This is a genomic window from Vibrio sp. V38_P2S17PM301, from assembly GCF_009904845.1.
In the GTDB taxonomy this organism is placed as follows: Bacteria; Pseudomonadota; Gammaproteobacteria; order Enterobacterales; family Vibrionaceae; genus Vibrio; species Vibrio proteolyticus.
The window spans coordinates 18,686-44,610 of sequence record NZ_WXWO01000034.1; the positions used below are offsets into that span (position 1 = coordinate 18,686).

Consider the following 25,925-nt stretch of genomic DNA (forward strand, 5'->3'; position numbering starts at 1 on the left):
TGTGTCAGGTGCAGTATGATGTGCCACAGAAGTCAGGACGTATTTTACAGCCAAAAATTCTGACGAATGGATTCTTATACTGCAGAAATGGCTAATAATTCCCTTTATTATCAGAATAATTCTCTAAGGATCCTGTTATGGCTACCCTATCTGATGCTCCAAAAACTGCTAATTCAGCCACTCGTATTGAAGAAGACCTGCTCGGCCAACGTCATGTTCCTGCGGACGCGTACTACGGTATCCACACTCTGCGTGCGATTGAAAACTTCAATATTTCCAGCATGACCATCTCTGACGTACCGGAATTTGTCCGTGGCATGGTGATGACTAAGAAAGCGGCGGCACTGGCGAACAAAGAGCTGGGTGTGATCCCGAAAGATGTAGCCAACTACATTATTCAGGCGTGTGATTTGATCCTTGAAACAGGTAAGTGCATGGATCAGTTCCCGTCAGACGTCTTCCAGGGTGGTGCCGGTACTTCCGTCAACATGAACACCAACGAAGTGATCGCCAACGTGGCACTGGAACTGATGGGCAAAGAAAAAGGCCACTACGAATTCATCAATCCTAACGATCACGTTAACAAGAGCCAATCGACTAACTGTGCTTACCCAACCGGTTTCCGTATCGCGGTATACAACTCCGTCACGAAACTGATCGATGCAATTGAATACCTCAAAGGCGCATTCGAACTCAAGAGCCAGGAGTTCAAAAATGTGTTGAAGATGGGCCGTACTCAGTTGCAGGACGCAGTACCAATGACCGTTGGTCAGGAGTTCCACGCCTGGGCCGTGACGCTCAACGAAGAGATCCGTGCGCTGGAATACACTTCTAAGCTGCTGCTGGAAATCAACCTAGGCGCCACTGCAATCGGGACGGGGCTGAACGCGGCTCAGGGCTATCAGGAACTGGCGGTGAAACACCTGGCTCAAGTGACCGGCCTGGAAGTCGTGCCCGCAGAAGATCTGATCGAAGCCACGTCTGACTGTGGTGCTTACGTGATGACACACGGCGCGCTGAAACGTCTGGCGGTGAAACTGTCTAAGATCTGTAACGACTTGCGCCTGCTGTCATCAGGCCCACGTGCCGGCCTCAACGAACTGAACCTGCCAGAACTGCAAGCCGGCTCTTCCATCATGCCTGCTAAAGTGAACCCAGTTGTACCGGAAGTGGTTAACCAGGTGTGTTTTAAAGTACTGGGGAATGACAACACCGTGTCTTTCGCAGCCGAAGGCGGTCAGTTGCAGCTGAACGTGATGGAGCCGGTGATTGCCCAAAGCATGTTTGAGTCTATCTCACTGCTGGCTAACGCCTGTGTCAACCTGCGCGACAAGTGCATCGACGGCATCACCGTCAACAAAGAAGTGTGTGAAGCGTACGTGTACAACTCCATCGGTATCGTCACTTACCTCAACCCATACATCGGCCACCACGAAGGTGACATCGTCGGTAAGATCTGTGCCGAAACCGGTAAGAGCGTCCGTGAAGTGGTACTGGAGCGTGGGTTGCTGTCGGCGGAAGAGCTGGACGAGATCCTGTCGGTCGAGAACTTCATGCATCCGACTTACAAAGCAAAACGCTACGAGTAATGCGATGGCATCAGGGCCCTGTGCGGGCCCTTTTTTCGGCGTCGCATTAATACCCCTACTTTTTTATCCTGCTTTACTCGTCACAGTCAGTGACTCTGATTATCTGAGCGTTCAGCCTCCTGAGGGCTCAGGTAATCAGAATCAAAATATAAACGAGGTAATCATTATGGTTTGGGTCGAACTGCTTGTTGTTCTGCTCTTTATCTTTTTAGGGGCACGTATTGGTGGCATTGGCATCGGTTTCGCCGGTGGCGCCGGGGTCATTGTGTTATCGCTGGTGCTGGGTGTACCCACCAGTCAGGCGTTTATTCCGGTCGACGTGATTCTGATCATCATGTCGGTGATCACTGCGATCGCGGCCATGCAGGTCGCCGGCGGGATGGACTGGCTGGTACAGCTGGCGGAAAACTTTTTGCGTAAACACCCAGAGCGCATCACCTTCTACGCGCCAATCGTGACTTTTCTAATGACACTGATGGCCGGTACCGGTCATACGGCGTTCTCGACCCTACCTGTGATTGCCGAAGTGGCAAAAGGTCAGGGAGTACGCCCTTCACGTCCGTTGTCGATTGCCGTGGTTGCCTCGCAAATTGCCATTACAGCTTCGCCGATTTCCGCCGCCGTGGTGGCGTTCGCTGCCATGCTGGCTCCCAAAGGCGTCGACTATCTCACCCTGTTGGCCATCTGTATTCCGACCACGTTCATCGCCTGTATGATCGGCGCTTTTGTGGCGAACTTTATGGGCAGCGAACTCAAAGACGATCCCGTCTATCAGGAGCGCCTGGAAAAAGGCCTGATCAAACTGGCCGGTGAGCAACAGCGTGAAATCCTGCCAACCGCTAAGAAAGCCACTTTCATCTTCCTGGCGGCGATCGGGTTTGTGGTCTGTTATGCGGCGGCCATTTCCAGTTCGGTTGGCCTGATTGAGAACCCGGCATTGGGGCGCAACGAAGCCATTATGACCGTCATGCTGGCAGCAGCAGCGGCTATTGTGTTGTTCACTAAAATCGATGCCTCGAAAATTCCGTCGGCGGCCACGTTCCGTTCCGGTATGACGGCATGTGTGTGTGTTCTGGGTGTGGCCTGGCTGGGCTCTACTTTCGTCAATGCCCACGTAGACGGCATCAAAGAAGTGGCCGGTGCACTGCTGGCGGATTATCCGTGGATGCTGGCCCTGGTGCTGTTCTTTGCCTCCATGCTGCTCTACTCACAAGGCGCCACCACGGTTGCTCTGATGCCAGCCGCTCTGGCGATCGGTGTTGCTCCGCTGACCGCGGTGGCATCGTTTGCCGCCGTCAGCGCACTGTTCGTGCTGCCAACCTACCCCACACTGCTCGCCGCAGTGGAGATGGACGACACTGGCTCAACCCGCATTGGCAGCTACGTCTTCAACCATCCGTTCTTTATCCCGGGTGTGGTCACCATCGCCTCAGCAGTCACGCTGGGCTTTCTGTTCGGCGGTATGATCCTGTAAACGCACGAATAATTGAATGAGGGAGCTTCGGCTCCCCTTTTTATTCGCCCGGCGGCAAAAAGTGCTTTTTTGATTAAAGTCAAAACATCGTTCGAAAAGTCGAAAATACCCACTCAGAATAACGATTGAATAAAATTTCTTAGTGTGTGACAAACCTGAGTATTTTCAGGCATCTCAATTATGCACACCACATCCCCCCCGAATATTAATCCAGTTAAAATAAAAAAATACTCCGATGAATATCCTTCGTTCACCCGAGGCAATTTTAATTAAATAACTTTTGTGAAGATCACCAAAGTTGCGTTCGTATAGGCTGTTTAAAATACCCTTAAACCGCTCATTATATTCAGATAACAGAACGTCTTATTTTAACCTTATGAATTTGAGTGTGTATTTCCAATAACTTAAGAACCAAGTCTGTTAATTATTCGTCGGTCAGATTTTAAATAATTAATGTGTCGCTGATTCACACCTGAGTACTGGGCGTACCTGGGTGTAAGGAGATAGCTATGACAACGCAAACCCTACCAACCGAGCAAAAGAAAAAAGGCTTCTTTGCTAATTTCAAATTCCCTTCCGCCTACACCATCCTGTTTGTGCTGATCGCGCTGGTCGCGCTGTTAACCTGGATCGTGCCAGCAGGCCAATATCAACGCGTCATGAACGAAGATCTTGGCCGCGAAGTGCCCGTAACTGGTACGTATCAACGGGTGGACGGCAACCCTCAGGGCGTAGTGGATGTGCTGCTGGCCCCCATCGATGGCTTTTACGATCACAACAGCTATGAAGCCGGCGCTATCGACGTTTCATTGTTCATTCTGGTGATCGGTGGCTTCCTCGGTCTGGTGACCAAAACCGGAGCAATTGATGCCGGGATTGAACGCGTCACGACCCGTTTACAAGGGCGTGAAGAGCTGATGATCCCGATTCTGATGGCGCTGTTTGCCGCTGGCGGCACCATTTACGGCATGGCCGAAGAATCTCTGCCCTTTTACACCCTGTTGGTGCCCGTCATGATGGCTGCCCGCTTTGACCCATTAGTTGCCGCGGCCACCGTGCTGCTCGGAGCGGGGATCGGCACACTCGGCTCGACCATCAACCCATTTGCCACAGTAATCGCGGCCAACGCGGCCGGCATCCCATTTACCGATGGTATCTTCCTGCGTGCGGCGGTGTTGCTGATCGGCTGGGTAATATGTGTGGCGTATGTCATGCGTTATGCCCGTCTGGTGCGCGAAGATCAATCGCACTCCATCGTCTACGACAAATATGAAGAGAACAAAGCCCACTTCCTCGGCAACCAGAACGGTGAGGTGCTGGCGTTTACCGGTACCCGTAAGCTGATCCTGTGCATCTTTGGCGCCGCCTTTGCGGTAATGATTTACGGAGTGTCAGTTGCAGGCTGGTGGATGGCTGAGATTTCGGCCATGTTCCTCGCTGCGACCATCATCATTGGTCTGGTCGCACGCATGAGCGAAGAAGAGTTCACCACCAGCTTCATTGACGGCGCCCGTGACCTGCTTGGTGTGGCCCTGATCATTGGTATCGCCCGCGGTATCGTGGTGGTCATGGACCGCGGGATGATTACCGACACTATTCTGAACTCCGCCGAGCAAATCGTTACTGGCCTGTCGTCGTGGGTGTTCATCAACGTGATGTTCTTCCTCGAAGTGCTGCTGTCGTTCCTGGTACCGTCCAGTTCCGGTCTGGCGGTGCTGACGATGCCTATCATGGCGCCGCTGGCAGACTTCGCCGGCGTCGGGCGCGAGCTGGTCGTCACCGCGTATCAGTCGGCCTCCGGCTTAGTCAACCTGATCACACCCACCTCAGCGGTGGTCATGGGTGGACTGGCGATTGCCCGTGTGCCTTACGTGCGCTGGGTAAAATGGGTCGCTCCACTACTCGGCATCTTAACAGCGCTGTGCGTTATCGCACTCAGCCTGGGGGCACTGCTGTAACCCCCAACCCTATCAGTACCGCAAGCCGCCTTCGGGCGGCTTTTTCGTGCTGGCGGTGCCCCTCTACTACCTGCGCGACCGCGGCTTCGTTCTTATCCCTGCCCTTGCTGCCCAAACGACACTGCACAGCGCCAGGCTCACGCCCCAATCCAAAACAGCAATAAATAAGCACAAACACCGACTAATTAAATACCCTGCTATATCGCTAACCGTCACTGCCCTGCCGATTATTATTCCCTCAGAAAATAAACCAAACGTAACGAGCGAAAAATAGCTGAAATAACGATGTGATCGAGGTGGCTTTTAATGGAAAAAGTTTTGTTAAAAGATAATTAAATCATCCTGAAAAAGCAATTATCTAGAGAAAAAGAGTGCATATTTCCTTATTATTCACCCATTCATCACCACGAACTAAAAGAATATATTTCCCTACCATTAAGCCTAATCAATGAATACGCTGAATTATTCATGCATAAACTTCCCTCTGTAGCACATATTTACAACCCAAGACACACACTTCACAGTGAATAAATTTTGTTAAATCCCTTTTCCAGCAAGGGCTGAGCCATAAAAATCGTTCTGTGACTGACCTCTAAGATTCCCCCTGCATGGGGCGTAATATGAATTTCAGAACAAATAAGTGAATAAATAAATTCACTCAATTCTTCCCTACGAAATAAATATTTGTTTTTAGCAATAAGAACAAATTCAGAAATAAGAGAGAGACCATCATGAGTAAGCTATATGTAGGTTCAGAAATCGGTCAACTACGTCGCGTTTTAATCCATCGTCCAAGACGCGCTCTCAGTCACTTAACCCCATCCAACTGTCATGACTTGCTGTTTGATGATGTCCTGGATATCGAACGGGCAGGTAAAGAGCACGATGTGTTCGCCCAGACACTGCGCGACCAAGGTGTCGAAGTTCTGCTACTGACCAACCTGCTGGCGGAAACGCTGGACGTACCGGAAGCCAAAGAATGGCTGCTACACACTCAGATATCCGACTACCGCTTCGGCCCGGCGTTTGCGAACGATCTGCGCTGCTACCTGGGCGATCTGCCACATATTGAGCTGGCGAAAATCATGACAGGCGGCCTGGCTTATGCAGACATGCCCATCAAATCGTCGTCTATGCTGCAGGCAATGCACAAGCCCACCGACTTTATCATCAAGCCACTGCCAAACCATCTGTTTACCCGAGATACGTCCTGCTGGGTGTACGGCGGGGTCTCGATCAACCCGATGGCCAAAGTAGCACGCCAACGTGAAACCAACCATCTGCGGGCCATTTACCGCTGGCACCCTACCTTCGCGGGTCAGGACTTCATTAAGTACTTTGGTGACGAACAACGCAACTACGACAAATCCACCATCGAAGGCGGGGACGTGCTGGTGATTGGCCGCGGCGCCGTGCTGATAGGCATGTCCGAACGCACCACAGCGCAAGGGGTTGAGCAACTGGCCTCCAGCTTATTCAAACATGGTCAGGCGAAAGAAGTGATTGCTCTTGAGCTTCCCAAAGATCGTTCGTGCATGCATTTGGACACCGTGATGACGCATATGCGTGAAGACACGTTCTCCGTTTATCCGAACGTGATCCCGGATGACGTCAACTGCTGGAGTCTGACCGGTGACGAATCCGGCCACGTCAAAGCGACGCAGCAATCGTCTTACATTCGTACCATCGAACAGGCTCTGAACATCGACAAACTCAACATGATCACCACAGGTGGTGACAGTTTCGAGGCCGAGCGTGAACAGTGGAACGACGCCAACAACGTCTTAACCGTTAAACCGGGCGTGGTCATCGGCTATGAACGCAACACCTACACCAACGAAAAATACGACAAAGCTGGCATCACTGTTCTGCCAATTCCAGGCGACGAACTGGGCCGTGGTCGTGGCGGTGCACGCTGCATGAGCTGCCCAATTGAACGTGACGGCATCTGATCCCGTCTGATGGTAACAATCTCGCCGGGGCTTAGTCCCCGGCATGAAGAAGAGACAAACGTATGACTAAACAAACGGTAGTTGTAGCTCTGGGTGGCAATGCCCTGCTTCGTCGCGGTGAGCCACTGGAAGCCGACGTTCAGCGTCATAACATTGAAATCGCGGTCAACACCATCGCGAAAATTGCCGAACAATACAACGTGGTGCTGGTGCACGGCAACGGGCCTCAAGTTGGTCTGCTGGCGTTGCAGGGTCTGGAGTACAAAAAAGTCGCCCCTTACCCCCTTGATGTCCTCGGCAGTGAAACTCAGGGCATGATTGGTTACATGTTGATGCAGGAATTCAAAAACCAGATGCCAGACACCAACGTCACCTGCATGCTGACGCAAATGAGTGTGGATCCCAATGATCCGGCGTTTGCCGACCCGACCAAACCGATCGGCCCTATCTATGAAGAAGCGGAAGCGCGCGAACTGGCAGAGAAGTATCACTGGACGGTCAAACCAGACGGCAATCACTTCCGCCGAGTGGTTCCCAGCCCACAGCCGACGGGCATCATCGAGCATGACGCGATCACCAGACTGATCGACGAAGGCCACCTGGTGATCTGTACCGGCGGCGGTGGCATCCCGGTGAAACGTGAAAACGGCAAACTGGTCGGTGTGGAAGCGGTGATCGATAAAGACATGTCGGCGGCGTTTCTGGCCAAACAACTGAATGCCGATGCGCTCTTGATCCTGACAGACGCCGACGCAGTGTACCTCGACTGGGGCACCCCCACTCAGCAAGCACTGCGCCACACGACCCCGTCTGAACTGGCGCAATATCAATTTGATGCCGGCTCCATGGGCCCCAAAATCGAAGCTTCGTGCGAATTCATCCGCCAGGGCGGCAAAGTCGTCGGTATCGGTGCACTGGAAGATGGTCTGCGCATTCTGCACGGCCAGGCGGGCACCAACATCACCCGGGATTAAGCAGCACAATATTAACGACTATCAACCAATTATTTGCGCTTTCTTACTTTGTACCCTGCTCGTGGGAAGGCGCCTAACATGAGGATCTCATCATGGCTTTCAATCTACGTAACCGTAACTTCCTGAAACTCCTGGACTTCACACCACGTGAAATTCAACACCTGCTGGATTTGTCCATGGAGCTGAAAAAAGCCAAATACAACGGCTATGAGCAGCCCCGCCTGAAAGGCAAAAACATTGCGCTGATCTTTGAAAAAACCTCCACTCGCACCCGTTGTGCCTTTGAAGTGGCAGCATTTGACCAGGGCGCCCAGGTTTCTTACTTGGGCCCCAGCGGCTCTCAAATCGGTCATAAAGAATCGATGAAAGACACCGCTCGCGTACTGGGCCGCATGTATGACGGCATCGAATACCGCGGCTTTGGCCAGTCCATCGTCGAAGAGCTGGGCGCTCACGCTGGTGTACCGGTCTGGAACGGTCTGACCGACGAGTTCCACCCGACTCAGATCCTGGCAGATTTCCTGACCATGTTAGAGCACGGCCGTGGCAAACAACTGCACGAAATCCGCTTTGCTTACCTTGGTGATGCGCGCAACAACATGGGCAACTCTCTGATGGTCGGCGCAGCGAAAATGGGCATGGACATTCGTCTGGTTGCACCAAAACAGTACTGGCCGGAAGAGAGTCTGGTGGCGGAATGCCGCGATATCGCCGCTGCAACTGGCGCCAAAATCACCCTGACCGAAGACGTGAAAGAAGGCGTAGAGGGTTGTGACTACCTGTACACCGACGTCTGGGTCTCCATGGGCGAAGCCAAAGAAGCCTGGGCTGAGCGCATCAATCTGATGCTGCCTTACCAGGTCAATATGGAGGTCATCAAGGCCACAGGTAACCCACATGTCAAATTCATGCACTGTCTGCCGGCGTTCCACGGTGAAGACACCACCGTCGGTAAAGAACTGGCACAAGAGTACCCTGTGCTGAAACAAGGTTGTGAAGTCACCGACGACGTGGTTGAGTCCGACTATTCGATCGTTTTCGACGAAGCAGAGAACCGCATGCACACCATCAAGGCCATCATGGTGGCGACATTAGGTGACTGATCCTTCACAGACTCACGGCACGGAAAAAATGCGGGCGGCACGCAGGACCCAAACCCTCAATCCGACCTGAATAAAGTCCGCATTTTTTTTCATTCTCAGCTCGCATAACGCGGCGCCATCGGCGCCGCTTTTTCTTATGTGCCAAATGTTTAAAAGCGCAGAAAAACCCAGCAAAATCTCGCATAAAATTCCATAAAATGAATACTTTAGCCAAGGTATTGCAAGGCGGGATTTAGCGCGTATAATCCTTCGCAATTTGTCTACAGAGTGATGAAAAATGACCCGGTCCGCTTACGACAACTCGTTGTCTCGCCCACGCCCGAATGCGGCGTTGACGGCCGTGTTATTTTTTATTGCTGATCATGATTGAAGCCTCCTATTTCAGGGGGCTTTTTTTTGGCCGTAAGTTAATGGAGGAAGACACGCCATGGCGCATTCGTTGTTCAACAAACACATCATCTCCATTCCAGAGCTGAGCCGCAGCGAACTGGAACTGATTGTCGATACCGCAGCCCAAATCAAAGCGGAACCCCGCCCGGAACTGCTGAAAAACAAAGTGGTCGCAAGCTGCTTTTTTGAGCCGTCCACCCGCACTCGCCTGTCATTTGAAACCGCCGTCCAGCGTCTGGGTGGCAGTGTGATTGGCTTTGACAACGGCGGTAACACCTCACTGGCGAAGAAAGGCGAAACGCTGGCCGACTCGGTCCAGGTGATCGCCTCTTACGTCGATGCGTTTGTCATGCGTCATCCGCAAGAAGGTGCAGCCCGTCTGGCGTCTGAGTTTTCTGCCGGCGTGCCGGTGATCAACGGTGGTGATGGTGCCAATCAGCATCCGACCCAAACGCTGTTGGATCTGTTCTCGATTTACGAGACTCAGGGCACCCTAGACAACCTCAACGTTGCGTTTGTCGGTGATCTGAAATACGGCCGTACCGTGCATTCCCTGACTCAGGCGCTGTCCAAGTTCAACAACGTGCGTTTCTTCTTCATCGCGCCGGAAGTGCTGGCGATGCCGGATTACATCTGCGAAGAACTCGACGAGCACGGCATCCGCTACAGCCTGCACACCAGCATTGAAGAAGTGGTGCCGGAGCTGGATATTCTCTACATGACCCGGGTTCAGAAAGAACGCTTCGATGAGTCTGAATACGCCCACATGAAGTCAGCCTACATTCTGACAGCGGAAACGCTTAAAGAAGCGCGCAGTAATCTGAAAGTTCTGCACCCGTTGCCACGGGTGGACGAAATTACCACCGACGTCGACAAAACCCCGCACGCCTATTATTTCGAGCAGGCCGAAAACGGGGTCTACGCACGCCAGGCACTGCTGGCGCTGGTTATGAATGAAAATCTGTAAGCGGGAGGAGAGATAAACATGGTCAAACAAAATCAATTGCAGGTTGAAGCGATTCGCCACGGTTCCGTCATCGATCACGTACCCGCCAACATCGGGATAAAGATCCTTCAGTTGTTCCGCATGCACGAGCACTGCGAGCGCATTACCATTGGCCTGAACCTGCCCTCATCGGCACTTGGACACAAAGATCTGATCAAAATTGAAAACGTCTTTCTGACCAAAGATCAGGCCAATCAGCTGGCGCTGTATGCCCCGCATGCCACCGTGAACCAGATTGAAGACTATCAGGTGGTCAACAAGCTGACCTTGACCTTGCCGGCGCGGATTGACGGTGTGTTCGCCTGCCCGAACAGCAACTGCATCTCACACGGTGAACCGGTAGAAAGCCGATTCAAAGTGCAGCAAAAAAGCGATAACGTGCAGCTAAAATGCCACTATTGTGAAAAAGTATTCTCACGCGAAATCATGACTGAATCGCGCTGAGCCTGCCCTGTCAGGCGTCTCCCATCCGCCTGACCAACTCGGTTGGATAGTTATGCCCAGCAGGGAATAATTATCCAACCACATCAGAATAATTCACCATTTTATCGGCAATATTATAGATTTTTATTTGGTGATCTCATTCAAAAAGCCACACATTATTTGATGGTAAACTCTTCAGCACAATAATAATTAAGCCATCACCAGTATGGTTCAGCCTCTATCCGGTCAGCTCCACAATGGAAGGAGTTTATTACCCACAAGGATGGATATTATTCAGTAACGTCTTAACCAAGGAGTTGCCCGTGAACGATATAATGCACCCCGAGGCATTGGGCACCGCAGATGATCACACGCTTGCCACCGCCTGCAAACGGCTATTACAACAACAGAGTTTCAGTACCCAGAACGAACTGCGCGAAAAGCTGATCGACATTGGCTACGAAGGGATCAGCCAGTCGACGGTCTCTCGCCTGCTGTCACAGCTTGGCGTCGTCAAAGTCCAGAATGCCTGCGGCAAAAAAGTGTACTGCATCACGGTCGAAAACGCCCCGGTGCGGGTTGAGTCTTCGATCGCCTCACAAATCGAATTCATCACCCACAACCAGTCCATCGTGGTGGTCAAAACCCACCCCGGCAGTGCTCAGTTAGTGGCTCGTCTGGTTGACATCGATCCCCATACCGAAATTCTTGGCACCGTAGGCGGTAACGATACGGTGATCATCATCCCCAAAGACACCGACCGCATTGACGCTTGCGAACGGGTAGTCAAAGCCCGCCTGGGCGTGATGTAACGTAAAACCGCAGCCCATGCTGCGGTTTTTTGATCTCTCGATTAACCCGCGTATGAAACTAATTCGTCACCTCAGCGGTCTGAATGAAAGAGTCCCGGCGTTTGCCGAGTGAGTTTAACTCCACCGCACTTGGGTATAACATACCCGGTAAGTCTTACATTTGGCCCGGTTATATGCGCTACGCAATTTCACTGTTACTGTTTGTTTTTTCATTGCTTTCTTTACCGGCTCACGCGTCGTTGTTCAACAACAGCAACACGCCGAGCTTTGGTGCCAGCAACAACACCTTTGTCCCGGTCGATCAGGCCTTCCCTTTCCGCTTTGAACAAGAGGGCAACCGGGTTTATCTCGACTGGCAGGTTAAGCCGGACTATTACCTCTATCAGGAGCGGATTTCCGTCTCCGGGGATAAGGTCGCGGTCGGCTCGATTGAGATGCGCGAAGGTCAGCCCTACGAGGACGAGTTCTTCGGTCAGGTGAAAATCTATACAACGCCGATCATGATCGAAGTGCCGCTGAGTCAGTACCAAGACGGCGCACAACTGATGGTGCAGTATCAAGGCTGTGCCAAAGCCGGGTTCTGTTATCCACCGGAAACCCGGATCGTTAAACTACAACCGTTTAGCGACACCGCCGCGACGACAACACCATCGGTTGTCAGCACGCCAGACCCGCAGGTAACGCCGCTCGACACCGCAGTCATCACTCAGGACGCTCCCCAATCGCAAGAGAGCAGCCTGGCCGGCGCTCTGGCCGATAACTGGTGGACGCCGTTGCTGTTTCTTGCCCTTGGCGTGGGCCTGGCATTTACCCCGTGTGTGCTGCCGATGTACCCGATCCTGACCAGTATTGTGCTCGGCAGTGGCAAGCTCAGCCATAAACGCGCACTGGGGCTGGCCTTCGTCTATGTCCAGGGCATGGCCCTGACCTACACCCTGCTCGGTCTGGTGGTCGCCTCGGCCGGAATGCAATTTCAGGCAGCGATGCAACACCCGTACGTCTTAATTACTCTGAGCGGGTTGTTTGTTGCACTGGCACTGTCGATGTTTGGTGTTTATACCCTGCAACTGCCGAGTGCCCTTCAGACCTGGCTCAACAACCTCAGTAACAAGCAACAGGGCGGCAGCAGTGCCGGTGTGTTTGCCATGGGCGCCATCTCTGGACTGGTGTGTTCACCTTGCACTACGGCGCCCCTGTCCGGCGCCTTGCTGTACGTCGCCCAAAGCGGGGATTTACTGACGGGTGCGGTCGCCCTGTACGCTCTGGCGATGGGCATGGGGATCCCGCTGATTTTGGTCGCCGTGTTTGGCAACAAACTGCTGCCAAAAGCCGGCAACTGGATGGAACGAGTGAAAACCTTGTTTGGCTTTGTTTTGCTGGCGGCACCGCTGTTCCTGCTGGAACGCATTCTTCCCTCAGCATGGAGCACCACGCTGTGGTCTCTGCTCGGCATCGCCGCATTCAGCTGGCTGTATCACCTTAAGAACAACCTGACTTTCGGGGGATGGAAGCAAAGCCTGATCGGCGTGGTGGCCATTCTGGGTCTGCTGGCCTCTGCCCAGCCGCTGCTCAGTCACTGGCTGGGCGAGGGCTCTGGGCAGTTGCAAGCTCAGCCCAGCATCAGCTTTAAACGCATCGCCAGCGTGGAGGATCTGAATCGTGAACTGGCGGCGGCAAAAGCGGCGGGCAAACCTGTGATGCTCGATTTCTACGCCGACTGGTGTGTGGCTTGTAAGGAGTTTGAAAAGTACACCTTCCATGACCCGGCGGTGGAAGCCAAACTCAAAGACTTTGTGCTGTTGCAGGCTGATGTGACCAAAAGCCTGCCCGACGACATCGCACTGCTCAAACAGATGGATGTGCTGGGATTACCAACCATTGAGTTCTGGAACGCCGCAGGGGAACGGGTATCAAACGCACGCCTGACCGGTTTTGTCAAAGCGGCGCCATTTTTAGACCACCTCAACGCGCATCAGCTCTAACCTGCCCGGTACCCGCAGATGTGACCTGACGGTCGCTTTAAACGTCTGCGGGTCGGTTTCTCTCAAGCGTTCACTATAAAAGTCGATTCAGTTCAGACTTTTAGCGGATAGATATTGTCCACCAGCGGGATCGGGACAATAATTTCTTTAACCAAAATGTCAAAAGTAATTAACGTCATGGATTCGACTTACACCATCATCATTGCCGACGACCATCCTTTGTTCCGGAACGCCTTATTTCAGTCCGTTCATATGGCCGTCAGCGGAGCCAATCTGCTGGAAGCGGATTCCCTCGACGCTCTGCTCAATCTGCTGGCCCGTGAAGACGAACCGGATCTGTTACTGCTCGACCTGAAAATGCCTGGTGCCAACGGCATGTCCGGCCTGATCCAATTACGGGCGGAATACCCGGATTTACCGATTGTGGTGGTGTCCGCCAGTGAAGAACCGGCGGTCGTCACTCAGGTGAAAAGCTACGGCGCGTTCGGTTTTATTCCCAAATCCAGCGACATGCGCGAGTTGGTCAGTGCCTTGAATCAGGTTCTGGCGGGTGACCCGTTCTTCCCGGAAGGCCTGCTGACCAGTAATGCCGCCTGCAACGATCTGGCGGAGAAAATCGCCACCCTGACCCCGCAACAGTATAAAGTGCTGGGAATGCTCTCAGACGGGCTGCTCAACAAACAAATTGCTTACGAACTTAATGTGTCTGAAGCCACCATCAAAGCGCACATGACCGCCATTTTCCGCAAGCTCGGGGTCAAAAATCGGACCCAGGCCGTCATCCTGCTCAATGAACTGGGAGAGGTTTAAGACGCCTCTTCCTCTGGCAGACGCAAACCGACTTTAATGACATCACCGTCCGCCACCTCGGCAATCACCCAGTACAGTCCGTTCCATTCAAAGTGATCGCCGATCACCGGGGTCGAACCCAGTTGCTGATGCACCAGATCCGTCAGGCTCATACTCTGGCTCTCTTCATCCAGCTCCAGCCCATACAACCCTGCCACATCGCTCAACTGCGTCGCCCCATCGAGGAAGAAATCGCCGAAGAAACGCACCAGTTCCGGTTTTTCCGGCGCTTCACTGAACAACTGACTGAGCGCCTCAAGATCTTTCTCCTGCGCCAGCACACACAGAACGTCATTCTCATGCAACTTGGAGCTGCCGCTCGGGTGAATCAACTGCCGTTCGCGGAAAATCGCCGCAATCCGCGTTCCCTCAGGCATAAACAGCGAACGCAGCGGCTCACCGATGTACCACTTTTCCGGTTTCATTTTGTACACGAACAGTTCCCACTCACTGGTCGGGAAGATCTCCACGCCGGTCCGTGAGACTGGCTCTGGCCGCGGAGGCAGTTCGACTTTGGCTTTCGCGGCGGCTTTGGTCAGAGTCCCCCCCTGCAGGAACAGCGAGACTAAGACGACGAAAAACGCCAGATTAAAGTACAGCTGCGCATCCGGTAGCCCGGCCATCATCGGGAACACCGCCAGAATGATCGGCACCGCTCCGCGCAGCCCCACCCAGGAAATAAACCATTTCTCGCGCGGTTTGAAACGGAACGGCGCCAGGCTGATCCACACCGACAGCGGGCGGGCAAACAGAATCATACCAAAAGCCAACGCCAGGCCCGGCAGCAGAATATCGAGCAGGTTGGATGGGGTCACCAACAGTCCCAGGACCAGGAACATGCCGATCTGGCTCAGCCAGGTCATGCCATCCAAGACATTGAGAATCGAATATTTTCCCTGAGTGGGTTTGTTGCCCAAATACAAACCAACCAGATAAATCGCCAGAATACCGCTGCCCCCCAGAGCATTGGTGCTAGCAAAGATGATCAGGCCGACACTGACGGTCAGAATCGAATACAACCCGTCCGGCAGTTTGCTGTGATTGATCACCCGCCACAGCCCCCAACCACCGGCCAGGCCCATCAGCGCGCCGATGCCGAACTGCTTGACAAAACTGAGTGCCAGAAAGCCTGCGCTCAACTCTGCGCCCGGCTGGCCGAGAATCGCAATCAGCGTTACGGTCAGAAACACCGCCATCGGGTCATTGGTTCCCGATTCAATCTCCAGCGTTGCTCCGACCCGTTCGTTGAGGCTGCGCCCTTTAAGCAGCGAAAACACCGCCGCGGCGTCGGTTGAGCCGACAATCGCCCCAACCAGAATCCCCTGCAACGGATGCAAGTCAAACAGCCAGGTGGCCATCAAGCCAGTCAAGACGGTGGTGATCGCCACCCCGAGCGTCGCCAGCGACACCGATGGCCACAAGGCCACGCGAAAGCTGGACACCCGGGTACGCATCCCACCATCGAGCAAAATCACCGCCAGCGCCAGGTTACTGACCAGATACGCCACGGAGTAATCATCAAACAGAATGCCCCCCGGTCCGTCTTCCCCGGCCAGCATACCGACCACCAGGAACAGAAACAGGATTGGTATACCCAACTTGGATGACACCGGGCTGAGTAACACACTCAAAGCGATCAGCCAGGCGCCGATCAAAAAGAAACTGTTAATTGTCGTTGCGTCCACGCGTTCTCCCTTTATTGTTTTTGTTGAGTGAGTGAGCGCCGAACGGCGGATCACCGTTCACCACTGACGAATGACATTATATCGTGCCAGCCCTCTAACAGAGAATCCATCCGGTTTGAATTATGTAAAAACTTTATGCAGCCGTTTGGACAGTATCGTTATTAGACCTTTGGCTAATTTAACACCACATTAACATCGTTATTTTTTATCAATCAAACCCAATCAGCTGAAATTAAATACAATTTTATTAATCTACGCACGACTAAAGTTGAAAAGAGTAATCGACATCAGCTTGCTATTGTAGAGACTGAAACACTTTTTTAACAAACAACCTCGTAAGGAGACGGCAATGGCGTTTGAAAGTGAAGAAAGAGCCAAGGCCTATTGGAGCAAGAACGTCAAACTGATGACCATGCTGATGGTGATTTGGTTTGTCGTGTCTTTTGGCTGCGGCATCTTATTTGTCGATGAACTCAACCAATTCCAACTGGGCGGCTACAAACTGGGTTTCTGGTTTGCGCAGCAAGGATCGATATACGCCTTTTTGGTGATTATCTTCTACTACGCGTGGAAAATGCGTCAGATTGACCGCGAATTCAACGTGGATGAGTAAGGAGCTTTAGAGATGGATCTTAAAACAATTACATATCTCGTGGTCGGCGCCACCTTCCTGCTGTACATCGGTATCGCCATCTGGGCCCGAGCCGGTTCCACTAAAGAATTCTACGTCGCTGGCGGCGGGGTCAACCCGATCGCCAACGGCATGGCCACGGCGGCCGACTGGATGTCAGCGGCCTCGTTTATTTCCATGGCTGGCCTGATCGCCTTTATGGGTTACGGTGGTTCGGTCTTCCTGATGGGCTGGACGGGCGGCTACGTTCTGTTGGCTCTCTTACTGGCACCGTACCTGCGTAAATTTGGCAAGTTCACAGTACCGGAATTTGTCGGTGAGCGTTTCTACTCCAAAACCGCTCGCGTGGTGGCCGTAGCGTGTCTGATTATCGCGTCTGTGACCTATGTTATCGGTCAGATGAAAGGCGTGGGTGTTGCGTTTGGTCGCTTCCTGGAAGTGGACTACGCGACCGGCCTTGGCATCGGGATGTGTATCGTCTTCATCTACGCCGTTCTGGGCGGGATGAAAGGCATCACCTACACGCAGATTGCTCAATATTGCGTCCTCATTCTGGCGTACACCATTCCAGCAATATTCATCTCTCTGCAACTGACCGGGAATCCACTGCCGCAGATCGGGCTGGGCAGCACCATGGCGGGCACCGATCAGTATCTGCTTGACCGGCTGGATCAGGTGGTGACCGAACTCGGCTTCAGTCAATATACCACCCAGGTGCGCGGTGACACACTCAACATGTTTGTCTACACCATGTCTCTGATGATCGGTACTGCTGGCCTGCCACACGTGATCATCCGTTTCTTCACGGTCCCGAAAGTGCGCGACGCGCGTACTTCTGCTGGCTGGGCACTGGTGTTTATTGCGATTCTGTACACCACCGCCCCTGCTGTGGCTGCCATGGCACGCCTTAATCTGATGGATACGGTCAACCCGGCTCCGGGACAGCATCTGGTGTATGACGAACGTCCGGCTTGGTTTAAAAACTGGGAGACCACCGGGTTATTAAAATTTGAAGACAAAAATGGTGATGGCGCCATCCAGTACACTTCCAACGCAGACACCAATGAATTGAAAGTGGACAACGACATAATGGTACTGGCCAACCCGGAAATCGCCAAACTGCCAAACTGGGTGATTGCTCTGGTGGCCGCAGGGGGCCTGGCTGCCGCACTATCGACCGCAGCCGGTTTGTTGCTGGCGATCTCATCCGCCATTTCCCATGACCTGATCAAAGGGGTGATCAACCCGAACATTTCCGAGAAGAAAGAGCTGCTCGCCAGCCGGATATCCATGGCCGTGGCCATTGCGGTCTCTGGCTACCTCGGCTTGCATCCGCCGGGCTTTGCCGCCGGTACGGTAGCGCTGGCCTTCGGCCTGGCCGCTTCCTCTATCTTCCCGGCCTTGATGATGGGTATCTTCAGCAAGAACATCAACAAAGAAGGGGCGATCGCCGGCATGATCACCGGTATCGGCATCACACTGTTCTACGTCTTCCAGCACAAAGGGATCCTGTTCATTCCGGAATGGACATATCTGGAAAGCTGGGGCAGCAACTGGTTCCTCGGCATTGAACCGAACGCCTTTGGTGCCATCGGTGCGGTGTTTAACTTTATCGTCGCCTTCGCGGTCTCGAAAGTGACCACCGAAACGCCACAGGAAGTTAAAGATCTGGTTGAGCATGTTCGTGTACCGGTTGGTGCCGGCGAAGCACAATCACACTAATTAACGACCCATCACACAAAAGCCCCTTCGGGGGCTTTTTTCTTCGCCCTGATCGCGTATGTTAGCGCCATAGCTGTTGTTGCAAGGAAGCCAAACATGTTCAAAAACAAGCACTTTATTATTGCTCTGTTGATCGCCCCTATCTTATCGATCATCGCTTATTTCGGCACCGATATGGCGGTGAGCGAAAAAGCTCAACCAGCACAGGAAGGAGCCACTTACAAACTGGCCAGCAAATCCAACTGCCGCTACACCAGTGGTCTGTGCGACATGGAAAATGGGGATTTTAAAGTCCAGTTCCGCTCGGAGCATCTTGGCAAACAGCAACTGGACCTGTCGCTGAAAGCCGACTATCCGCTGGAAGGCGTTAAGGTATCCCTGGTTAATCACCCGGATCAGACCGCGGCACCAGTCGATATGCAACGCAGTGATGACAGCGCGCAGCACTGGACCATTACCCTGCCAGCCCCAAGCAGCGACACAAGCCGTCTGCGAGTGGCTATCTCTGCCAACGGCACCACGTATTTCGGCGAAACCGAGACCGACTTTGTGGTGTACCAGACACTGCTCGACGACAAGCAGCGCAACTGACTTCCCGAGCCGGGTTTGGCACCCGGCCTGTTACACCACCCGGTTGAGGATCGCGCGCAATTTAAGCGGCTTGACCGGTTTGGCCAAAAAACCAAAACCATTCGACTCAATCGCATCCAGCATATCCTGTGTGCGATCGGCACTAATGATCACACCGGCAAAACGCGCTCCGAGCCGTAAACGACACTGCTGCAAAACTTCCAACCCGGTACGGCCATTATCCAGACGGTAGTCCGACAAGATCACATCCGGCACCCAGCCGTCTTCCAGCGCTCTGAGGCTCTGAACCAGATCGAGTGCGGTGCGCACATCGCAGCCCCAGCGGCCAAGCAGATTGTCCATTCCGACCAGAATGTCCTCTTCATTGTCGACACACAAGACACGCAGATGCGCCACGCTACTCGGCTCAGCCAAGCTCGGTGCCACCACAGGGGCAATACGCTCAGCACGATCTAAGGTGATGGAGAAGACACTGCCGCGGCCCGGCCACGAGCGCATGGATATCTGATGACCAAGCACATGAGCGATCCCTTTGGAGATCGCCAGCCCAAGCCCGAGCCCCTGATCAGAGCGCACGCTACTCGCACGGGTAAACTCTTCGAAGATCATCTGTTGCTTGTCTTCATCGATACCGGTGCCGTTGTCCCATACCTCAATCCGCACCTGTTGCCCACAGCGGCGCACGCCGAGCACCACTTTGCCGTGCGGATTGTAACGAAACGCGTTGGTCAGAAAGTTCTGCACCACCCGCCGGAGCAATTTGGGATCGGAGTTGACAAACAGCCCGGATGGGATCAGCGTAAAGTCGATCCCTTGCTGCCTGGCCAGCGCACTGAATTCGGCATCCAGATTAGCCAGTACATCCCGCAGCGCAAAAGCGTGCATGTGGATCTCCAGTTTGCCGGACTCCAGACGCGAGATATCCAGCAGATCGCCGATAAGATCCTCCGCGGCGCCAAGCGCACTTTCAATGTGCAGGGCCAGCGTCCGACTGTCATCCTCTTTGGCCACTTCAGAAAGCGACGAAGCAAACAGCCTCGCGGCGTTCAGCGGCTGCATCAAATCATGGCTCACCGCCGCCAGAAAACGAGATTTGGACTTGGACTCCAGGTCCGAACGCTGCGTTGCGGCCACCAGCTTCTTGTTGAGCTGCTCCAGCTCCTGCGTCCGCTCGTGCACACGCTCTTCGAGCGTTTCATTGGCGTCTTTGAGCGCCTGCTCCGCCTCCCGGAACACCGTAATGTCGGTAAAACTCATCACAAAGCCGCCGCCCGGCATCGGATTCCCCTGAACTTCAATCACCCGGCCATCCGGTCTGACCCGCGAAGAGGTGTGTCGGGTCCCCTGCTCCAAGTGATACACCCGGCGCCGGACATGGTCTTCGGGGTCGCCCGGGCCACACAAACCTTGTTCGGCATTGTGGCGAATTACGTCCGCAATCGGCCGCCCGACCTGAATCAGACCGGGCGGGAATTCAAACAATTCCAGATAGCGCTGGTTCCAGGCTACCAGCCGCAGCTGTTTATCGACCACCGCAATGCCCTGACCGATGTGTTCAATCGCCCCTTGCAGCAAGCCCCGGCTAAAATCGTACAGCTCGGAGGCTTCATCAACGATGGTCGCCACTTCTTCCAGCTGCATATTTCTGCCTTGCAGCGCCGAAGTAAGCACCAACTTAGCAGAAGAGGCACCAAACACCCCAGCCAACACCCGTTCGGTATGGCGGATCAGCGTCGAAGGGGCTTGCTGATTAGGCAGCAGGGTTTCACGCTGCTGGCTCCAGTACTGACGAAACGCACTGCGCACCCGATGGCGACCAACAAAACGGGACGCCAGCATTTCCAGCTCCGCAATCGTCACCCGGCTCTGATACAAACTGATGTTTTCCGATTCTGGCAACGGCGCGCCGACAAAGGTGGCGGACTGCAGGCGTTCACTCAGACTCGGACGCGTCAGTAAGGAGACCACCACGTAACAGGCCGCATTGGCGGCCACGCTCAACACCATGCCCCAGTCCGACGGACGCAGTCCCCAGTCATCAAGCAACTGAGGCGGCGCGATCATCCACAGCAGCAGATTTGACTCAGCGCTGCCGGCCAGCATGTCGGTCTGGCTCATCAGCGTGACCAGCCACAAGGCGAACCCGACCGCCAGACCCACGTACACCCCTTTGCGGTTACCCTGCCGCCAGTACATCCCGCCCAGCAGCGCCGGCGCAAACTGGGTGATCGCGGCAAACGAGAGAAAACCTATCGCAGACAGTGAGTGAATACTTCCCAATACCTGATAAAAGCCCCACGCGCCCATCAGTAGCAAGAGGATCAGCGCGCGGCGGATGATCAGCAATAATCCGGAGAAGTGGCGGTAATTGCGCTGCGAGAGACGCATTCGCCGCAGCAGCAACGGCATCACCAGATCATTCGACACCATGATCGCCAGTGCGATAGTCGAGACAATCACCATACCACTCGCCGCCGATGTGCCGCCAAGAAACGCCAGCAAAGCAATGTCGCTAGCCCCAACCAGCATCGGCACGCTGATGACGTAGGTATCCGCCGGGCTGCCGCTCAGTAATCCCTGTCCGACCCAGGCGATCGGCAGCACAAACACCCCCATCAGGATCAGATAGAGCGGAAACAACCAGCGCGCGGTATGCAAGTCCTGACCCCGCTCATTTTCCACCACCATGGTGTGAAACTGGCGCGGCAGACAGAAGATCGCCATGATGGTGAGAAAAGTATGGATCAGCAGCGTCGGAATATTGGGCGCCTGATAGGTATCGCTGGCAATCTGCGCCAGATTGATGTCCTGACGACTGAGCGCCAGATAGACAATGAACACCCCCACCACCAAAAAAGCCACCAATTTGACAATCGACTCGAATGCGATTGCCATCATCATGCCGCGATGGTGTTCGGTATTATCGATATGTCGGGTACCAAACAGCATGGTAAATATCGCCAGCGCGATCACCACAAACCAGGAAACCTGATAGTTCTCATAACCATATTGAGTGGTCAGATCGGGCGCGATGATTTCCAGTCCCATCATGATACCGCGCAGCTGCAAGGCAATGTACGGCAGGATACCGACCACCGCGATCAGAGTGACCGCCACCGCCAGCCCCTGAGATTTGCCATAGCGGGCGGCAATGAAATCGGCAATCGAGGTAATGTGCTCGCGCTTGGCGATCAAGATCAGCCGGGCAATGACACGCCAGAACAGCGTAAACACGATCACCGGGGCGAGATAGATCGGCAAAAACGACCAGGGGTTGTTGCTCGCCTGACCGACCGTGCCATAAAACGTCCATGAGGTACAGTACACCGCGATCGACAAGCTGTAGATCCACGGGCGCCATTTCGCCAACCAGTGACTCTGCCGGTCGCCGTACCAAGCGACCATAAACAGCAGCACCAGGTACATCAGCGAAACCGGGATAACTATCCATCCTTGCATCAGATATCCTTGCAGCTGGGTAAGAAAAAACCTCCCCGCGAGCCATGCCGCTCAGGAGGAGGTTTCATTTAACAAAGTCTGCTCAATGATCTCAATCGCTTGAGTCTAATTCTGTGCTTTGGCCTCCGCTTTCTCTGCCATGCCATCGTGCACTGACCCGGGATGTTCCTCCACTCGAATCAACAGCGCCAAGGCGCCCATGGCTGCCATGGCCCAGAATACGCCAGCGCCCCATTGCTCGTAACCCCACCCGCTCAAGGTGGTCATCAGCGCAATAAAGGCGCCGAGAGGAATCGCATTGTACAGCGCTTGCAGTGCCACCATCTTATGTGGCTCAGCATGCTGAATGTACTGGATGGCAGCAATGTGTGCGATGGCAAACGTCACCCCGTGCAGCAGTTGTATCATCACCAGCGCGGCGATCGCGGTCGTCGACGCCGTCATCCCCCAGCGCGCCATCACCCCCAGCGCGGCCACCACAAACATCGCCCGTAGCGACCAGCCGGCAAACAAGCGTTTACTGCCCGCAAACAACAGCACTTCTGCGGCTACGCCCAGGCTCCATAAATAGCCAATGACGGCCTCGGAATGACCCGCTTCTTTCCAGTAAATCGAGCTGAACGCGTAATACGCGGCGTGACTTCCCTGCAACAGCGCCACCAATAGCAGAAACTTAACCACTGGCCATTCGCACAGCAACTGGCCGAGTTTCGGTCGTGGTTGATGGCTTGTCTGCTGAGTGACCGGCATCGGTGTCGGGTGACGCACCGCCACCAAAATCGAAAACGCGACCCCAACCAGCGCAGTGTAAATGATCATATTGGCGCCGTAGAGTTTGACCAGATAGCCCACCGCCAGCGAGCCAGCAATAAACGCAACGGAGCCCCACAAACGAGTCCGGCCGTAATCGAGCATCTTCAGGCGCGCGTAGTAATTCGCCATCGCGTCGGACAATGGCACAATCGGCCCACAGCAGAGGTTAAACAGCACCGTAGCCAAAGCCATCATCCAGAAACTGCCGCCGGTAAAGAGGTGAAAGACAACAAACGCCAACGCGGCCACGCTCAAGCCACGCAGCGCCGGGATCAGATGCTCCGCCTTGTGAATACGAGGGGTGAGCACCAGATTCGCCACACAGCGCGTAGCAAAACCGAGCCCCATCAGCACACCGACGTCGGCCGCCGATACCCCCTGATCTTTAAACCACAACGCCCAAAACGGCAGATAGACCCCGTACGCAAAGAAAAAACCGATGAAGTATTGGGAAATCCAGCCGTACGGAGAGGGCTTCAACATGTCTAAGATCCTGAAAAAATGAGCGATAAAAACCTCAATATTATGAGTGCGAGTAGCTTGAACAAAAAGGGAATATTACGCAACGAACTGTTTCCCTATTCGATACGCTGCCACGACATTAGACCAAAGTCGTCTGGAGGCATTGGCAGGATTTGTCACACTTGAATGAGTCCTTTATTTCGGTTGCGTCTATGCCAGATAAATTCAATATGCAGTCTCCGCCGTTTGACCGGCTGAGCGCCAGCCAGCAGCAAACACTGCGCAGTTCACTCGACGTAGCTTACTTCCGTGCGCGCGAATCTCTGCTCAAAGCCGATAGAGCCAGCGACTACCTGTACATACTGATCAAAGGGGTGGTGGAAGAGCGCAGCGCCGATGGCAACGAGATTTTTGCGCATTACGCCAACGACGATTTGTTTGACGTGCGAGCGATGTTTGACGAACAGGCACGCCATCAGTACGTGGCACTGGAAGACACCCTCGCCTACCTGTTACCCAAAGCGGTGTTCCTTGAGCTTTATCACAGCAACGGCCAGTTCGCGGCTTATTTTGACAATAACCTCGCCCGGCGTCAGGAGCTGATAGAAGCCGCTCAGCAGCAGCAAAACCTGGCCGAATTCATTCTGACCAAAGTCGACGCTTCGATCTATCATCCTCCAATGATTCTAGAGCCGGATCAACCGCTGAATCAAGTGACCCAGCAACTCAAAGCGCGTGGGGCAGACGCCGCACTGGTGCGTCTCAACGACTCGGATATCCGTTTGCTCGATCAGCCTGGTGCTCATCATCCGTATGCCATCGTCACGCGAACCAACCTGCTGCACGCCGTAATGTTGGACGGCCATACGCAGGACACACCAGTTGGGCGCATCGCCACTTTCCCGGTGTTTCACGTCGAAAAAGGCGATTTCCTGTTTAATGCCCTGATCACCATGACGCGTAACCGAATGAAGCGCCTGATGGTCACCGACGGCCAGGACGCCGTCGGCATGCTCGATATGACCCAGATACTCAGCGCCTTCTCGACCCACTCGCACGTGCTGACACTGAGTATTGCCCGCGCCAGCAGCGTGGAGGAACTGGCGCTGGCCTCCAACCGTCAGCGTCAGTTGGTTGAAAGCCTTTTGAAAAACGGCATCCGCACTCGCTTTATCATGGAGCTGATTTCGGCCGTCAATGAACAGATCATTGAAAAAGCATTTGAGCTGGTAGTGCCACCGGCACTGCACGATCACTGTTGCATGTTGGTGCTCGGGTCCGAAGGACGGGGCGAGCAGATCTTAAAAACCGATCAGGACAACGCCCTGATCATCAAAGACGGTCTGCAATGGCATCAATGTCAGGCCGTGATGGAAACGCTCACTCACACCCTGGTGCAGCTTGGTTACCCGCTCTGTCCAGGCAAAGTGATGGTCAATAATCCCAAATGGGTCAAGAGTCAGAGCGAATGGCAAGCCACCCTGTCCACTTGGATCGAACGGGCACAACCGGAATCCGTGATGGATCTGGCCATCATCGCTGATGCCCATGCCGTCGCTGGCAACCGCCAGCTTCTGGAGCCGGTCGCCGCGCACCTGCGCGAGCGCATGAAAAACCGCATGCTGGTGCTGTCTGAGTTTACCCGCCCCGCACTGCAGTTCTCAGTGCCCCTAAGCTTGTTTGGCAACGTAAAAACAGACAAAGACGGGCTGGACATCAAACGGGGCGGGATTTTCCCGGTGGTGCACGGCATTCGTGCTCTGGCACTGGAATACGCGCTGCCGGAGAAAAACACTTTTGAACGGATTGATGCCTTGCGCCGCAAACGGATTCTGGAACCAGAGACGGCAGACAATCTCAGCGAAGCATTGAAGTTGTTCTTTAAACTGCGCTTGGCTCAGCAGTTGTCGACCCACAGTATCGACAACCATATCGACCCCAATCACCTCGACCGCACTGAGCGTGACTTGTTGCGCCACAGCCTGCACGCGGTGAAAAAATTTAAACAGTTCCTCGGCTATCACTACCAGATCCGGGACTGAGGAGCACT

18 protein-coding genes are annotated in these 25,925 nt (G+C 54.0%); 15 read left to right on the top strand and 3 right to left on the bottom strand.

From position 1 onward, the window contains the following. Positions 1–137 precede the first annotated feature (137 nt). The 11 genes from aspA to CAG64_RS07885 all read left to right on the top strand — a co-directional run bounded on the left by aspA (position 138) and on the right by CAG64_RS07885 (position 14,473). Complete coding sequence (gene aspA, locus CAG64_RS07835; protein WP_021707243.1) at positions 138–1,589, top strand: aspartate ammonia-lyase; 1,452 nt, start codon at positions 138–140, stop codon at positions 1,587–1,589. 166 nt (positions 1,590–1,755) lie between these two features. Continuing rightward, positions 1,756–3,063 carry an anaerobic C4-dicarboxylate transporter gene (locus CAG64_RS07840; protein WP_021707242.1) on the top strand — a complete coding sequence of 436 codons (1,308 nt, stop codon included), beginning with the start codon at positions 1,756–1,758 and terminating at the stop codon, positions 3,061–3,063. 509 nt (positions 3,064–3,572) lie between these two features. After that, positions 3,573–5,021, top strand: coding sequence for a YfcC family protein (locus CAG64_RS07845; RefSeq protein ID WP_161454068.1), 1,449 nt, complete (start codon positions 3,573–3,575; stop codon positions 5,019–5,021). Positions 5,022–5,752: 731 nt separating this feature from the next. Beyond that, positions 5,753–6,973 (top strand): arginine deiminase, encoded by a 1,221-nt coding sequence (gene arcA, locus CAG64_RS07850; RefSeq protein WP_021707240.1) that lies wholly within the window; start codon positions 5,753–5,755, stop codon positions 6,971–6,973. Positions 6,974–7,035: 62 nt separating this feature from the next. Further along, positions 7,036–7,947, top strand: coding sequence for a carbamate kinase (gene arcC, locus CAG64_RS07855; RefSeq protein WP_161447880.1), 912 nt, complete (start codon positions 7,036–7,038; stop codon positions 7,945–7,947). 92 nt (positions 7,948–8,039) lie between these two features. Continuing rightward, positions 8,040–9,050 (top strand): ornithine carbamoyltransferase, encoded by a 1,011-nt coding sequence (locus CAG64_RS07860; RefSeq protein WP_161447882.1) that lies wholly within the window; start codon positions 8,040–8,042, stop codon positions 9,048–9,050. Between the two features lie 427 nt (positions 9,051–9,477). Further along, positions 9,478–10,407 carry an aspartate carbamoyltransferase gene (gene pyrB / locus CAG64_RS07865; protein WP_161447884.1) on the top strand — a complete coding sequence of 310 codons (930 nt, stop codon included), beginning with the start codon at positions 9,478–9,480 and terminating at the stop codon, positions 10,405–10,407. 18 nt (positions 10,408–10,425) lie between these two features. Continuing rightward, positions 10,426–10,890, top strand: a complete 465-nt coding sequence (pyrI, locus tag CAG64_RS07870; RefSeq protein WP_161447886.1) for an aspartate carbamoyltransferase regulatory subunit — start codon at positions 10,426–10,428, stop codon at positions 10,888–10,890. Between the two features lie 314 nt (positions 10,891–11,204). Then, complete coding sequence (locus tag CAG64_RS07875; RefSeq protein WP_156008764.1) at positions 11,205–11,681, top strand: arginine repressor; 477 nt, start codon at positions 11,205–11,207, stop codon at positions 11,679–11,681. A 173-nt stretch (positions 11,682–11,854) separates the two neighbouring features. Further along, positions 11,855–13,663 (top strand): protein-disulfide reductase DsbD, encoded by a 1,809-nt coding sequence (locus CAG64_RS07880; protein ID WP_021707234.1) that lies wholly within the window; start codon positions 11,855–11,857, stop codon positions 13,661–13,663. Between the two features lie 177 nt (positions 13,664–13,840). Beyond that, positions 13,841–14,473, top strand: coding sequence for a response regulator transcription factor (locus CAG64_RS07885; RefSeq protein WP_161447887.1), 633 nt, complete (start codon positions 13,841–13,843; stop codon positions 14,471–14,473). Here the strand turns inward: CAG64_RS07885 and CAG64_RS07890 are convergent. Further along, positions 14,470–16,197 carry a potassium/proton antiporter gene (locus tag CAG64_RS07890; protein ID WP_161447889.1) on the bottom strand — a complete coding sequence of 576 codons (1,728 nt, stop codon included), beginning with the start codon at positions 16,195–16,197 and terminating at the stop codon, positions 14,470–14,472. The genes CAG64_RS07885 and CAG64_RS07890 overlap by 4 nt on opposite strands. A gap of 349 nt (positions 16,198–16,546) precedes the next feature. Here CAG64_RS07890 and CAG64_RS07895 point away from each other — a divergent pair, with 349 nt between their 5' ends. The 3 genes from CAG64_RS07895 to CAG64_RS07905 all read left to right on the top strand — a co-directional run bounded on the left by CAG64_RS07895 (position 16,547) and on the right by CAG64_RS07905 (position 19,141). Continuing rightward, positions 16,547–16,810, top strand: a complete 264-nt coding sequence (locus CAG64_RS07895; RefSeq protein WP_021707231.1) for a DUF4212 domain-containing protein — start codon at positions 16,547–16,549, stop codon at positions 16,808–16,810. Positions 16,811–16,822: 12 nt separating this feature from the next. Beyond that, complete coding sequence (locus tag CAG64_RS07900; protein ID WP_021707230.1) at positions 16,823–18,550, top strand: sodium:solute symporter family protein; 1,728 nt, start codon at positions 16,823–16,825, stop codon at positions 18,548–18,550. Positions 18,551–18,646: 96 nt separating this feature from the next. Continuing rightward, positions 18,647–19,141 carry a hypothetical protein gene (locus CAG64_RS07905; RefSeq protein ID WP_161447891.1) on the top strand — a complete coding sequence of 165 codons (495 nt, stop codon included), beginning with the start codon at positions 18,647–18,649 and terminating at the stop codon, positions 19,139–19,141. A gap of 30 nt (positions 19,142–19,171) precedes the next feature. Here the strand turns inward: CAG64_RS07905 and CAG64_RS07910 are convergent, their stop codons facing one another. Both CAG64_RS07910 and CAG64_RS07915 read right to left on the bottom strand, forming a co-directional pair. After that, positions 19,172–22,600: a PAS domain-containing hybrid sensor histidine kinase/response regulator gene (locus CAG64_RS07910; protein WP_161447894.1), complete on the bottom strand. Its 3,429-nt coding sequence runs from the start codon at positions 22,598–22,600 to the stop codon at positions 19,172–19,174. Between the two features lie 105 nt (positions 22,601–22,705). After that, the gene (locus CAG64_RS07915) at positions 22,706–23,896 is read right to left on the bottom strand and encodes a 3-phenylpropionate MFS transporter (protein WP_161447896.1); all 1,191 of its coding nucleotides are present in this window, start codon (positions 23,894–23,896) and stop codon (positions 22,706–22,708) included. Positions 23,897–24,087: 191 nt separating this feature from the next. Between CAG64_RS07915 and CAG64_RS07920 the strand changes: the two genes are divergently transcribed. Next, positions 24,088–25,917: a DUF294 nucleotidyltransferase-like domain-containing protein gene (locus CAG64_RS07920; protein WP_161447898.1), complete on the top strand. Its 1,830-nt coding sequence runs from the start codon at positions 24,088–24,090 to the stop codon at positions 25,915–25,917. Positions 25,918–25,925: the final 8 nt, after the last annotated feature.

What these genes read in the sequence shown, in the direction of transcription:
- CAG64_RS07845 (WP_161454068.1), top strand. Translation starts at nt 3,573, where the DNA reads ATGACAACGCAAACCCTACCAACCGAGCAAAAGAAAAAAGGCTTCTTT.
- CAG64_RS07895 (WP_021707231.1), top strand. Translation starts at nt 16,547, where the DNA reads ATGGCGTTTGAAAGTGAAGAAAGAGCCAAGGCCTATTGGAGCAAGAAC.
- CAG64_RS07915 (WP_161447896.1), bottom strand. Translation starts at nt 23,896, where the DNA reads ATGTTGAAGCCCTCTCCGTACGGCTGGATTTCCCAATACTTCATCGGT.
- CAG64_RS07910 (WP_161447894.1), bottom strand. Translation starts at nt 22,600, where the DNA reads ATGCAAGGATGGATAGTTATCCCGGTTTCGCTGATGTACCTGGTGCTG.
- arcA (WP_021707240.1), top strand. Translation starts at nt 5,753, where the DNA reads ATGAGTAAGCTATATGTAGGTTCAGAAATCGGTCAACTACGTCGCGTT.
- arcC (WP_161447880.1), top strand. Translation starts at nt 7,036, where the DNA reads ATGACTAAACAAACGGTAGTTGTAGCTCTGGGTGGCAATGCCCTGCTT.
- CAG64_RS07860 (WP_161447882.1), top strand. Translation starts at nt 8,040, where the DNA reads ATGGCTTTCAATCTACGTAACCGTAACTTCCTGAAACTCCTGGACTTC.
- aspA (WP_021707243.1), top strand. Translation starts at nt 138, where the DNA reads ATGGCTACCCTATCTGATGCTCCAAAAACTGCTAATTCAGCCACTCGT.
- CAG64_RS07840 (WP_021707242.1), top strand. Translation starts at nt 1,756, where the DNA reads ATGGTTTGGGTCGAACTGCTTGTTGTTCTGCTCTTTATCTTTTTAGGG.
- CAG64_RS07875 (WP_156008764.1), top strand. Translation starts at nt 11,205, where the DNA reads ATGCACCCCGAGGCATTGGGCACCGCAGATGATCACACGCTTGCCACC.
- CAG64_RS07900 (WP_021707230.1), top strand. Translation starts at nt 16,823, where the DNA reads ATGGATCTTAAAACAATTACATATCTCGTGGTCGGCGCCACCTTCCTG.
- pyrI (WP_161447886.1), top strand. Translation starts at nt 10,426, where the DNA reads ATGGTCAAACAAAATCAATTGCAGGTTGAAGCGATTCGCCACGGTTCC.
- CAG64_RS07885 (WP_161447887.1), top strand. Translation starts at nt 13,841, where the DNA reads ATGGATTCGACTTACACCATCATCATTGCCGACGACCATCCTTTGTTC.
- CAG64_RS07905 (WP_161447891.1), top strand. Translation starts at nt 18,647, where the DNA reads ATGTTCAAAAACAAGCACTTTATTATTGCTCTGTTGATCGCCCCTATC.
- CAG64_RS07880 (WP_021707234.1), top strand. Translation starts at nt 11,855, where the DNA reads ATGCGCTACGCAATTTCACTGTTACTGTTTGTTTTTTCATTGCTTTCT.
- pyrB (WP_161447884.1), top strand. Translation starts at nt 9,478, where the DNA reads ATGGCGCATTCGTTGTTCAACAAACACATCATCTCCATTCCAGAGCTG.
- CAG64_RS07920 (WP_161447898.1), top strand. Translation starts at nt 24,088, where the DNA reads ATGCCAGATAAATTCAATATGCAGTCTCCGCCGTTTGACCGGCTGAGC.